Source organism: bacterium (genome assembly GCA_035419245.1).
GTDB lineage: Bacteria > Zhuqueibacterota > Zhuqueibacteria > Residuimicrobiales > Residuimicrobiaceae > JAKPUX01.
Map to the genome: position 1 here is coordinate 53,072 of DAOLSP010000005.1, position 11,821 is coordinate 64,892.

Genomic DNA, 11,821 nt, shown 5'->3' on the forward strand with positions numbered 1-11,821 from the left:
AAACATCGGGTCAAGCTTATGCGCTATCTGCGATCCATCCTGATCCCGACCGCCCTTTTACTGGCTGCCGCGCCTGCTCCGGCCGCAGCGGTCGAAGAGGCCCCGGTCCTCAAAATTGTGATCAACGGCGATATCAATCCGGTTTCCGCCATGTTCATCGTCCAGTCGATTCATGCCGCGGAGAAGCTCGGATGCACCTGTCTGATTGTTCAGATGGATACCCCCGGGGGCTTGCTGGAATCGACTAAGACCATCGTCAAGGAGATACTCGCCGCCAAGGTGCCGGTGGTCATGTACGTCGCGCCGAGCGGGTCCGGTGCGGTTTCAGCCGGCGTCTTCATCACCTTGGCCTGTCATGTTGTCGCCATGGCGGAGGGCACCAACATCGGCGCCGCCCATCCTGTCAGCGCAGGCGGCGGTGCAGACACCACCCGGGTGATGAATGAGAAGGTGACCAACTATGCCTCCGCCTGGATACGCAGCTTGGCCGAAAAACGAGGTAGAAATCCGGAGTGGGCCGAGCAGGCGGTACGTAAAAGCGTTTCGATCACTGAAAAAGAGGCCCTGGAAAAGAAAATCATCGACCTGATCGCCCGGGATGAGACAGCCTTGCTGGAGGCCCTGGATGGCCGCACCGTGCAGTTGGATGACGGTAACCGGGTCCTCAAAACTCGGAATGCCCCGGTTATCACCCGGGAGATGTCGTGGCAGCATCGCATCCTCTACAAAATATCCAACCCCACCATCGCCTACATTCTGCTCATGCTCGGAATCTACGGCCTCTTCTTCGAACTCTCCAATCCCGGCGCCATTGTCCCCGGCGTAGCCGGCGGCATTTTTATTATCCTGGCGTTTTTTGCCCTGCAAACGCTGCCGGTCAATACCGCCGGGTTGCTGCTGATTCTGTTCTCTATTCTTCTCTTCGTGCTGGAGGTGAAAGTGACCAGTTATGGAGTCCTCACCATTGGGGGGATAATCTCGATGTTTCTGGGTGCAATCATGCTCTTCGATGAGACACCGGGATTTTCAGTCCGGGTTGACTGGCGTGTGGCGTTGACTTTTGCGCTCGTCACGGCGGCTTTTTTCATTTTCGCCCTGGGCATGGCCCTCAAAGCGCGTCTCACTCGGCCGACCACCGGCCAGGAGGGGCTGATCGGCGCCAGAGGCATAGCCTTAGATCCGATATCGCCTCATGAAGGCACTGTGAAAATCCTGGGAGAGATCTGGAAGGCGCAATCCGCGCAGCATATTGCGGCGGGCACACCCGTCGAAGTGCTCAAGGTCGAAGGCCTGGTTCTTACCGTAGCCCCATCACCAGATCAAACGGTCGTCTGAAACGGTATCTCTGTACTAAACCCTTAAGGAGGTTTTATGACGTTGCAGCCCGTCACGGTCGTACTGGTCCTGCTCATCCTGCTTCTGCTCAGTGCGATCAAGGTACTGCGCGAATATGAACGCGCAGTGGTCTTCCGTCTCGGCCGTCTTGTAGGCGCTCGCGGCCCGGGCATTTTTCTGCTCATCCCCTTCGTCGATCGCATGGTCAAGGTCAGCTTGCGCACCATCGCACTGGACATCCCGCCGCAGGATGTGATCACCAAGGACAACGTCTCCATCAAGGTCAACGCCGTCCTATACTTCCGCGTGATCGATCCCGCCAAGGCCGTGGTCATGGTCGAGGATTATCTTTATGCCACCTCCCAGCTGGCTCAGACGACGCTACGCTCCATCCTGGGACAAGTCGAGCTCGATGACCTGCTTGCCGAGCGTGAAAAATTGAACCATCAGCTACAGACCATCATCGACAGCCAGACCGAGCCCTGGGGCATCAAGGTAAGTCTGGTTGAAGTCAAGCATATTGATCTCCCGCAGGAGATGCAGCGCGCCATGGCCAAACAAGCCGAGGCTGAGCGTGAACGCCGCGCCAAGGTCATTCATGCCAACGGCGAGTACCAGGCCGCTAAAACCCTGGCCAAAGCCGCGGAGATCATGGCCGTGCACCCCCAGTCCTTGCAATTGCGCTACCTTCAGACCCTTAGCGAAATCGCCACTGAAAACAACTCAACGATTATCTTCCCGCTGCCCTTGGATTTGATCAAGCCCTTTCTGAAGAGCCTCCCGGCTGAAGAGCCCGCCAGGTAGGCGGGTCGTCGCGAGGCAGGGTCGCGCCACCTGGCTGTTGGAGAGGCGAAAGGGCATTCGCCTCTCCTTTGATTTCAATTGAGGAGGCCCTTGCAGCGATGCCGGAACTCTATATCGGTCCAGCCGGATGGAACTACCCGGACTGGAAAGGCGTCGTCTATCCCCCGAAGCTCCCGAAGTCGGTCTCGGAGTTGACTTATATCGCCAATTATCTGAACGTCGTCGAAGTCAATAGCACCTTTTATCGGATCCCCGAGGCGACGGTCAGCGGCGGATGGCTCGACCAGATTCGGTATAATTCCGGATTCCGCTTCATCCTCAAGCTGTGGCAGGGCTTTACACATGAGGGCCGGCCGGCCAACTCGCCTGAAATGAAGGCCTTCCAGTTGCTGCTGGAGCCGCTGATGGATGCAGGAAAGCTGTTGACTGTGCTGATCCAGTTCCCCTGGAGCTTTAAAAAGAGCAATGCGACCCTGATCGTCCTCGGCAAGATCGTCAATGCTATAGCGCCCGCTCCCGGTCATGTCGAATTCCGGCATGCTTCGTGGCACTGCCCCGAGGTTTTGACGTATCTGCGTGAGCACCGGATCGGCTGGGTCAATATCGACCAGCCTGTCATCGGCGCCTCCATGGGGCCGACCCGGGAGCGAACCACCTCCCTGGCCTATTTCCGTTTCCATGGCAGGAATTATGATCACTGGTTTCGTGAAGGTGCGGACAGGAATCAGCGTTATGACTATCATTACTCGTCCAACGAATTGGCGGAATGGTTGCCTGCAATTCAGGAAGTGACGAAAGAATCGGAAAAAACCATCGTAATCTTTAATAATCACTTCAAGGGACAGGCTTTTGCCAACAGCTTGCAGCTTCTGGCTCTCCTCACCGACACCCGCCCCGCCGCGCCGGAGTTGCTCGTCGAGCGATTTCCCGAGCTGCGCAATCTCACCACCTTACCGCCCATCCAAACCACACTCCCCATTTTTTGATATGTTCTGAATCCTTTTCGCACGCCATTCATCCAATAATCACTATTAACGATGAGGTGTGCCATGAATTTAGCGGGTTTGCTGCTTTTATTTGGACTCTGGTTTGTCTTCGTGCGGATCATTGCGCCACGTCTGGGTGTTCCAACCTGAATGTCGGCATCGTGTTCTCCTCCGGAGGGGGAGCGCAGGACAATCGAGGATCTCCAGCACCATTCAAAAGGGGAGGAGTGATCATCCATGCCTATTTATGAATACCGCTGCAAGGGTTGCGGACATGTCTTCGAGGTCTTTCAGAAGGTTGGCGCTGACGGGCGCGGCTTGAACTGTCCGGTTTGCGCCGCACCTGCACCCGAGAAGCTCTTTTCGACCATCGCCGCTTCCATCAAGGGTAGTTCGTCGGGTTTTTCTACCAGCACTTCAGGATGTGGTAGCGGCGGTTTTTCCTGAGCCTCATAAACGCGGACCGGCGGTCCGTATTAAAACTTGGAAAAAAAGGATGAACAAGACACTGCGTATCGTTTTCGGGGTACTTTTCGGCGCTGCAGCCGGTTTCGGTTGGTATTATTTTGTCGGCTGCCGCACAGGGAGTTGCCCTATCAGTGGCAATCCCTGGATCAGCTCCTCCTACGGCGCGCTGATCGGTGTGCTGATGGCCTTGCCATCCGGCGCCAAAAGGCGAACCTAGACTGATAAACCGTAAAAAAAAAGGGCTGCAAATCTTGCAGCCCTTTTTTTATCGCGTTCAGACTGTTTCACCGCTCCATCCGCCAGGAAAGTAAAAAGTTGCGTCCCGGCTCAATGGCCAGCAAGCCGCGGTTGGTTGAAAGATGGTTGCGATAGGCGCGGTTGGCGAGGTTTTCGATGCCGAAACTGATGAACATTTCAGCATCCCTCACCGAAATGCCATGGCTGTTGAGGTATAAATTGTACAGGGTGTAGCCCGGCGTTCGCAGTTCTCCCGCGGCGATGCGATCCTGGGTGGCGAATATCTCTGCTGACAGATCGAAGGATATCCATTTCATGCAGCCGTTGTGATAACCTATCGCTCCATTCAGCGGTGCGATCTGGGGCAATGGAGCGTGAATCAGCAGATCTTCACCATGAACGTAGGCGGCCTGCGCCCAGACAGAGCAGTTCTGCGCCGGTTTGACATCGAGGCGCACGTCCCCTCCATAGAGATCCGCCTTGCCGATATTGGTCTTGAGCAACGCTTTGCGGCTTTCATACGTCCCGGGCATGTCGACGACCAGATCGCGCATCCGATTGTAGAATCCGTTGACCTGCAGCTGAAGCCGGTCGGACCAGAGGCGCAGGCCGAGGTCCACAAAGTCACCCTTCTCCGGAAGCAGTGCAGGGTCTCCTACTTTGACGAGGCTGCCCTGATCGATATATTGATAGCGTTCCTCCAGCGAAGGGGCGCGGAAGGAGCGGGCCATATTGAGCGTCAGGTCCATCTGCGGCAGCAGGCGATACAGAAGACTCATCGTCCCGCTCCAGGAGTTGGTATGGGCAGATGCTGCTGGCCACAATACGACCTGTCCGGATGGTGCCATATTTCGGACGCCGTTGACGATCTCGTACAGCGGATTAAGGGTTTCCTGATTCTCCGTCCTGATCTGATCCAACCTGCCGCCGAGGTTCACGATCAGCCTTTCCTGCAGCAGCCGCCATTCATCCTGGGCATAAAAACCAATGCTGCGGAAGGTGCCATCCGGTAGCGGCGCCTCACCGATGGTGCGAAAGACGCTTTTGCTGACCGAACCATCCGGTTTCAAAAAGTCGATGCGCGTCTCTTTGGTACGATAGCCGGCATACGCTTTTTCCCAGCCATCTATCCCTGCAATAAGGAGATGGTGCTGTCCCGGGAAAAAATTGCCCTGAATCTGCAGGCCGTTGAGGTCGTGGGTGGCCCCGGGAAGGATGCGCAGGGCGTAAACCTTCCGCGCCGGCTGGCTGCCGCTTGCGGGCATGGAGGTAACCGTATGGGGAAAATTTTCGACATCCCGCCAGATCTTCTGGTTGTACCCCTTGATCGAGATTTGCTGCAGGAAACGGGAGAAGTGGCTGATACTATACTCGACGCTGAGCAGTTGGCGTTTTTCAAAGGGGTAGCGCACGGAGGCGGTGCTCGGAAAAACCGGGTAAGCGCCGGGGATGCCGACATCCTTGGCGTAAAAACGCTGAAAATTCAGTTTGATCTCCTGGTCGCGGAAGGGCTTGAAGGCGAGTCGAGTCGAGAGCGCATTATCCTGGAATTGGCTGTTCGTGAGTATGCCATCCGGTGTATGGGTATTCTCCGCCTTGCGCAAGGACCCACTGACGTGTGCATACCAGTTTTGGCCACCGGCGTTCACGGCCGCGTGTCCTCTGCCGCCCTTATTAACGCTGCTATAACCGCCGGCCAGCCGCAGATGCCAGTAGGGATTTTCCTGGTACCAGCCATTCCTGCTGATCACATTGACTACACCCCCGGTTGCACCCGAGCCGTAAAGCGCAGAAGCGGCGCCTTTGATGACCTCAATCCGCTCTATATCATACATATCGAACATGGCCAGGCCGGCAGCGATATCGGTTGCGGTGTCGATGCGGTTGCCATCGATCAGCGTGACGAGGCTGCTACGGCCCAGTCCACGAATGCTGACGCTGGTGGCCCAGATGCCGTCGCGCTGCAGGGTCACTCCCGGCTCCCGGTGCAATGCATCGGCGACGGTCACCGGTGCGCTTGTTTCGAGCTGCTCGCGCGTCACTACGGCCAGCGGCACGGCGGCTTCGCGCAGCGTCGTGGCGTAGCGCAAGGTGGTCACGGTCACATCCGCGACCGGCAGGGGGGAGGAAACCAATTCGAACCGGATTACCGCATCCTCAACGCCGACCGTGACCGATTTGCTCACCGGACGGAACCCGACAAAAGAGGCGCGCAAGGTATGGATGCCGGCGGGAAAGTGCGTAAAACGGAAATTTCCCTCCGCATCGGTCACCACGCCGGTGTTCAACTCGGTACAGAAAACATTGGCCCCTTTCAAAGGCCTGCCGGTGATCTGATCGATGACACTTCCCAGGATGCGGCCGGTCTGGGTCTGGGCCTGGGCCTGAAGGTAGACCAGTAAAAAGAGGATTAAAGCAACGCGTTTCATTTGACTTCCTTATGTTTTTATGATTAAATGACTTGCAGTAGCCAGGGTGCGATAAACCGCACCACAACGCCGAGCACAACTGCGATAGAAAAGGTCAGGAGGGAGGCGGCTAAGGCTTCTTTCCAGCCGACCTCCCTCGTCAGGATGCCGAAAGTCGCTAAACAGGGGAAATAAAAGACGACAAAAATCGTGAAGACCAGGATTTGTTCCGGGCTCATCACGGTATTGACCTGGGTGGTCCCCAGAGCCTGAATCAGCATTATCATGGAGAGCTCTTTGCGCAGCACCCCGAAGATCAGGGTCATGCCGATAGCCGGCGGCAACCCAAGCACGTAGAGAAGCGGTGCAAGTGCCGAATTGATGGCCCGATTCCAGTGATAGACCTCGGACAGGCTGAGGACCAGGCTGCCGGCGATGAGCAGGGGCCAGGCAAAGAGCACAAAATCCCTGCTGCGCAGCCAGGTCTTGGCCAAGATCGTCTTGAGGCTCGGCACCTTGTACGAGGGAATGACCAGCACCATGCCCGGTGTATCATCCGGCATCAGGTGCGCAAGGAGTGTCCCCACGAGGGCGACAACCACGATATTGAGCAGATAGATGAAAAGGGCGGCGGTCCCGCCGAGATAGTAGCCAACCAGACCGAAAATGATGGTCATCCGCGCTGAGCATGGCACCAGCACCGCTGCCACTGCGGCAATAAAACGGTCCCGCGGGCTGGGAAGAATCCGCGTTGCCATGATCGCCGGAACACTGCACCCGTACCCGAGGATGCCGGGCAACACGGCGGTGCCATGAAGGCCGATGCGATGCATGAAATTATCCATGAGGAAGGCGATGCGCGGCAGATAACCGACATCCTCGATCAGCGCCATCCCGATCAGGAAAGGGATCAGGTAGGGCAGGACGACGGCGATGCCGCCGGCGATACCCTGGAGTAAACCCTTGGCGATGTAGGCATAGAACGAACCGGTCGGCAGCGCCGCAGTCAGCGCCTCCTCACTGCGGGTAAAAAGGGTGAGAATCGGTTGCTCCAGTAGCGCTCCGAGCTTGAAGATCAGATTGAAAAACAGAACCAGGACAGTTGCCATAATCACGTATCCCCATACCGGATGCATCACCAGCTGGTCCACCCGGCTGCGCCATTGGTGCCAGGAGCGCCGGGGATGATGGACGACTGTACACTGTTCGAAGAGATGCAGGGACAAAGCATGCCGCTCGGCCGAGATCACAGAATCCGCTGGCTGGCCATGCGCTTCTTCGAGAATGGACTGGTAATGACGAACCTCTGTGCGCAGGTGGGTGCCGTCTGGTTCTAACTGCAGCGCAAAGAAGGGATCCGACTCTAACAGTTTGATGGCGAGCAGCCGCGACGAAATCCTCTGCAGCGGCAGGCACCGCTTCAGGACGCCATCGAGCGCTTCAACCACCTGCTCCACATGCCGACTCATTGGCAACGAGTGAACCGGATGAGGGGCATGGAGAAGATCAAAGGCCGCGTCAAAGAGCGCATCGATGCGCAGCCCCTGCGCTGCATTGGTGGTGATAACGGGCAGCTTCAGCAAGGAACTCAATACACCGGCGTCGATGCGGATACCCTTGCGCTCCGCTTCGTCAATCATGTTGAGACAGAGGAGCATCGGCTTGCCAAGTTCGAGCAGCTGCAGCGTCAACTCGAGGCTGCGGTCCAGATGGGTCGCATCGATGACATTGATAATCAGAGATACAGGCTCTTCGATCAGATAGTGCAGGGTTTCGCGAGCCGCTCTTTCAATGGCCGTCAGCGAATAGATCCCGGGCAAGTCAATCAGGTCGCAGGTCCGGCCTCCAATCGCAACGTGGCTGCTGGTATATTCGACGGTGACACCCGGGAAATTGGTGGTGATGGAGCGGTAACCTGCCACCTTATTGAAGATGGTGCTTTTGCCGGAATTGGGTTGCCCCAGGAGGATGATACGGGGATGCTCCAGGATCAAGGCCGACTGGGTTTCTAGGGTGTTTCTATTCATCGTATCATGCTTCATCCAGATCAACCAGGATCGCAGCCGCCATCCGGTTACCAAGCGCCACGTCAGTGGAATGGATATGAATCAGCACTGGACCGCCCAGTTGACCGCCGCGCACGACGCGGATGGAATCACCAGGATGGATGCCCACCTGATTGAGGCGTTGCCGCAGGCTCCAGCCCCCCCGTATTGCCGCAATCCGTCCATGAGAGCCGGTGTGCAGATCCGAAAGAAAGAGGGATGCCGCCGCGGCTTTTTTTCTGGATGACAACATCCTAACTCTCCAGCGAAGTTGATGCCTCAATCGTTGCATCATTGACGGCGCACTGATGGCACGGCGCGGTGGCCGCACCAAAGAGACCGCAGGTCCGGAAAAGAATGACTCCGCTGCGGTCGCGCTTGGGACAACGGTCGACAAACTGTAGAAAACGGCCGATGGCCAGGAGGCTCTCCTGACTCATCACATGCTCCAGAGTGCACGCCTCGCTTTCGGCGAGATTTCTCTCCAGACCGAGTACATCGGTCATGAACATGCGAATGGCCACATGACGTTCATCCAGCACATGAGCGAGGTGTCGGCCTTCAGCGGTCAGAACAACATGACCATACTGTTCGTGCAAGATCAATCCCTTTTTTGCGAGATTGTTCAAGGCGCTCGAAACGTTGGCGGGGGAGACGCCACGAATCCGTGCGATGTCCTTGACCCGCGCCACACGGTTCTGCCTTTCCAGATCCCTGATGACCTCAATATAGACCTGGGTCAGGTGATCATGTTCGATATTCATAGGACCCCACAAAGAACCGATATTGTTAAATAAGTTAAACAATATTTATTGATATTAATTTACAATTTACTGGCGAGTCCTGCAACACATTTTTTGGATTCTATTAAACTGGGTCCTACCCGGATGTAATCAGCTAGAAATAGGAGGACGAGGGGCGAGAGAGGGCCTGCAATTACAGAATATCTAGGCTTGGTGCACGCGGTGCGAGGATAGCGGGTGGGAGCGAAATTCCGGGGGTACCTCGGCGGATTTAATGTTGACAAAAAGTCAGGTAATAGCTATATTGATTTGTAAAGTAGGCATGCTTTTGGCCGCAAACAAGGCCATCGTGCCATCAACCGTGCACAACCCGGCTTGTGCCTGCAGATTGGATTATGGATGAAAAAACTGCTTCTTTTCCGGCTCATCCCAGGCCTGTTCTGTATCTTACCTTCCTCCCTCGTTGCCACCGATATTCTGGAATTGCACCATAACGATGCCACCGGGCGCCCAGCGGCACCCTGGTCGATCGGCAAGACGGTCACCATCACTGGCGTGGTAACCGCACCCGCAGGGCTCTTCGGCGTCACGACCTTCGACATCTATGTACAGGACAGCACCGCCGGCATTAATGTCTATTCCTCCCGCAGCGATCTTCCCTTTCTCCAACTGGGGGATTGGGTTCGCATGACTGGAACGGTAGGCTATGCGAATGGCGGCATGACTTTTATCAAGGATCCAAGCGCAATCGCCGTTCTGTCAAAGAATCATCCGCTTCCGGATCCACTGCCGTTGACCTGCGCCGAGGTCGCCGGCAGTTTTGGTGCCGATCTCGCCGAGCCCAACGAGGGGCGATTGATCCGCGTCAATAACGTCCACGTTACTGGAAGCAACAGCGATATCTACACGGTCAGTGATGCCACCGGTTCCATTCAGCTCTATCTTGATCCGGATGCGCATCTCCCGCTGCTCCCCGATGGCGCTTTCGACATCATTGGGTTGCTCACCCAGTATGATCCCAGCGTACGCCCGCCCAAAAAAGCGGGCTACCGCATCATGCCCCGGTTCAGTCACGATATCCTCTCTCGGGGCGCACCGCTGCTTGTTCAGCCCTTGCAGGAATCGGCCATTGAACCCACGATGGTGGAGTTGGTCTGGGCCACCGACCGGTCCTCGACGTCGTTGGTTCGTTTTGGGCAGGATTTCCGCCAACCACTGACAACTGCAGGCGACTCAGCCCTGGTCACCACCCATCGGGTCCGGCTCGAAGGCCTGGAGCCGGCCTCTCTCTACAAGGCCGTCGCCTGGTCCACCGATCCCGCCGGCACCATGGTCTCGGATACCCTGCTTTTTATGACGGCCTCCGCTCGTTCGAGCGGCACCATACAAGTCTACTTCAACCAGTCCGTTGACACCTCCAAAGCCTGGCGTGAGGTGGCCCAGGGCCAGACAGACCTCTCGACCGTCATCGTCAAGATGATCAATCAGGCACGGTATTCTCTCGACGTGCACTATTACTCTTTCACGCATGCCGATATTGCCCTGGCACTGGTCAATGCCAAAAGACGTGGTGTCAGCGTCCGATTTATCGCGGATGACGCCACGGCTACAGCATCCAACGACAAGATCCGCTGGCTGCGGGAGGCCGGCATCCCGGTTATAGATGACTATTTCGGCATGAACGACAGTACGGCGGCGAGCCACAACAAATTCGTCATTATTGACCACCGCGACCGCACCAGCGGGCTTGACGATTACCTCTGGACCGGATCGAGCAATGCCTCATTGGCCGGGGCCACCCGTAACGGCGAAAATATGCTGCTAATCCAGGACGAAACACTCTGCGAAGCCTATACCCTCGAATTCAACGAGATGTGGGGCAGCGCAACTGAAACGCCCGATCCGGCGCAGTCCCGTTTTGGAGCACGGAAGCGGGACAACACACCCCATCGTTTCAATATTGGCGGCCGCTGGATTGAGCAGTACATGAGTCCCTCGGATGATGCCGAGCGTCATATCATCGCGGCTATCCAGAGCGCGGACTACTCTCTTTATTTCTGCATCCTGGCCTTCACCCAGAGCACTATTCTCAATGCGATGCGCAACCGTTTTGCACAAATTTCCGGTTTTGTCATCCTCGGGGTGTTCGATCGCAGCAGCGTTTCCAGCAGCTACAGTGTCTATGCCGACATGGCCGGGGCCGGTTCCTCGCCGTGGTCGCCCCCCGCGGATGTCCATCTCGATGTTCTCGGCGCGGATCTGCACCACAAGTACCTCCTGATTGACGCCAATCAGGCCGATTCCGATCCCACGGTTGTCACCGGCTCGCACAACTGGAGCGACGCGGCCAACACCCGGAATGATGAGAACACCCTCATCATCCATGACCGGAATATCACCAACCTCTATGTGCAGGAATTTTCCGCCCGATACCATGAATCGGGTGGAACGGGTGAGATAACCACCGGCATCCCGGTGGCCGCTGCAGGAGAAGAACCGGACCGGTATGGCCTCCATCAGAATTATCCGAACCCGTTCAACAGCCAAACCACCATCCCTTGCCGGATTCCATCACAAGCCCGGGGGCCGTTTCAGCTGGCACTTTACACGATGCGGGGTGAGGAAGTAGTGCGGCTTGAAGTGCCTCTCCGCAAGGGCGACCAAGCCGCAGTGGTTTGGGACGGGCGGGATGCCGCAGGTAAGGCCCTGCCCTCGGGCCTCTATTTCGCCCGGATACTCGGCGCCTCATCACCGCCGGTAAAGATCACGCTTATTCGTTAATGAGTTGTTTAAGC

The 11,821-nt window shown here is 56.7% G+C and carries 10 protein-coding genes; 6 read left to right on the plus strand and 4 right to left on the minus strand.

Features of this window, described 5'->3' with window-relative positions; genetic code table 11:
* The first annotated feature begins 18 nt into the window (after window positions 1-18).
* The 5 genes from PLH32_08950 to PLH32_08970 all read left to right on the plus strand — a co-directional run bounded on the left by PLH32_08950 (window position 19) and on the right by PLH32_08970 (window position 3,810).
* On the plus strand, window positions 19-1,335 hold the full coding sequence (locus tag PLH32_08950; GenBank protein HQJ64728.1) for a nodulation protein NfeD: 1,317 nt from the start codon (window positions 19-21) through the stop codon (window positions 1,333-1,335).
* Between the two features lie 36 nt (window positions 1,336-1,371).
* Window positions 1,372-2,139: a slipin family protein gene (locus PLH32_08955; protein HQJ64729.1), complete on the plus strand. Its 768-nt coding sequence runs from the start codon at window positions 1,372-1,374 to the stop codon at window positions 2,137-2,139.
* Window positions 2,140-2,237: 98 nt separating this feature from the next.
* Window positions 2,238-3,125 carry a DUF72 domain-containing protein gene (locus tag PLH32_08960; GenBank protein HQJ64730.1) on the plus strand — a complete coding sequence of 296 codons (888 nt, stop codon included), beginning with the start codon at window positions 2,238-2,240 and terminating at the stop codon, window positions 3,123-3,125.
* A gap of 237 nt (window positions 3,126-3,362) precedes the next feature.
* On the plus strand, window positions 3,363-3,572 hold the full coding sequence (locus PLH32_08965; protein HQJ64731.1) for a zinc ribbon domain-containing protein: 210 nt from the start codon (window positions 3,363-3,365) through the stop codon (window positions 3,570-3,572).
* Between the two features lie 49 nt (window positions 3,573-3,621).
* Complete coding sequence (locus tag PLH32_08970) at window positions 3,622-3,810, plus strand: DUF6132 family protein (GenBank protein HQJ64732.1); 189 nt, start codon at window positions 3,622-3,624, stop codon at window positions 3,808-3,810.
* 67 nt (window positions 3,811-3,877) lie between these two features.
* On the opposite strand, the gene PLH32_08975 is transcribed toward PLH32_08970, so the two are convergent.
* Genes PLH32_08975 through PLH32_08990 form a run of 4 tightly spaced genes read right to left on the minus strand, consistent with a single transcriptional unit; the run spans window position 3,878 to window position 9,047 of the window.
* Window positions 3,878-6,259, minus strand: a complete 2,382-nt coding sequence (locus PLH32_08975) for a TonB-dependent receptor (protein HQJ64733.1) — start codon at window positions 6,257-6,259, stop codon at window positions 3,878-3,880.
* A gap of 23 nt (window positions 6,260-6,282) precedes the next feature.
* Entirely contained in the window at window positions 6,283-8,265 is a 1,983-nt protein-coding gene (gene feoB, locus PLH32_08980; GenBank protein HQJ64734.1) for a ferrous iron transport protein B, read from the minus strand.
* Window positions 8,266-8,269: 4 nt separating this feature from the next.
* Window positions 8,270-8,536 (minus strand): FeoA family protein, encoded by a 267-nt coding sequence (locus tag PLH32_08985; GenBank protein ID HQJ64735.1) that lies wholly within the window; start codon window positions 8,534-8,536, stop codon window positions 8,270-8,272.
* A 1-nt stretch (window position 8,537) separates the two neighbouring features.
* Window positions 8,538-9,047 carry a metal-dependent transcriptional regulator gene (locus PLH32_08990; protein ID HQJ64736.1) on the minus strand — a complete coding sequence of 170 codons (510 nt, stop codon included), beginning with the start codon at window positions 9,045-9,047 and terminating at the stop codon, window positions 8,538-8,540.
* Between the two features lie 378 nt (window positions 9,048-9,425).
* Here PLH32_08990 and PLH32_08995 point away from each other — a divergent pair, with 378 nt between their 5' ends.
* Window positions 9,426-11,807 (plus strand): phospholipase D-like domain-containing protein, encoded by a 2,382-nt coding sequence (locus PLH32_08995; GenBank protein HQJ64737.1) that lies wholly within the window; start codon window positions 9,426-9,428, stop codon window positions 11,805-11,807.
* Window positions 11,808-11,821 lie beyond the last annotated feature (14 nt).

What these genes read in the sequence shown, in the direction of transcription:
- PLH32_08950 (HQJ64728.1), top strand. Translation starts at nt 19, where the DNA reads ATGCGCTATCTGCGATCCATCCTGATCCCGACCGCCCTTTTACTGGCT.
- PLH32_08955 (HQJ64729.1), top strand. Translation starts at nt 1,372, where the DNA reads ATGACGTTGCAGCCCGTCACGGTCGTACTGGTCCTGCTCATCCTGCTT.
- PLH32_08960 (HQJ64730.1), top strand. Translation starts at nt 2,238, where the DNA reads ATGCCGGAACTCTATATCGGTCCAGCCGGATGGAACTACCCGGACTGG.
- PLH32_08965 (HQJ64731.1), top strand. Translation starts at nt 3,363, where the DNA reads ATGCCTATTTATGAATACCGCTGCAAGGGTTGCGGACATGTCTTCGAG.
- PLH32_08970 (HQJ64732.1), top strand. Translation starts at nt 3,622, where the DNA reads ATGAACAAGACACTGCGTATCGTTTTCGGGGTACTTTTCGGCGCTGCA.
- PLH32_08975 (HQJ64733.1), bottom strand. Translation starts at nt 6,259, where the DNA reads ATGAAACGCGTTGCTTTAATCCTCTTTTTACTGGTCTACCTTCAGGCC.
- feoB (HQJ64734.1), bottom strand. Translation starts at nt 8,265, where the DNA reads ATGAATAGAAACACCCTAGAAACCCAGTCGGCCTTGATCCTGGAGCAT.
- PLH32_08985 (HQJ64735.1), bottom strand. Translation starts at nt 8,536, where the DNA reads ATGTTGTCATCCAGAAAAAAAGCCGCGGCGGCATCCCTCTTTCTTTCG.
- PLH32_08990 (HQJ64736.1), bottom strand. Translation starts at nt 9,047, where the DNA reads ATGAATATCGAACATGATCACCTGACCCAGGTCTATATTGAGGTCATC.
- PLH32_08995 (HQJ64737.1), top strand. Translation starts at nt 9,426, where the DNA reads ATGAAAAAACTGCTTCTTTTCCGGCTCATCCCAGGCCTGTTCTGTATC.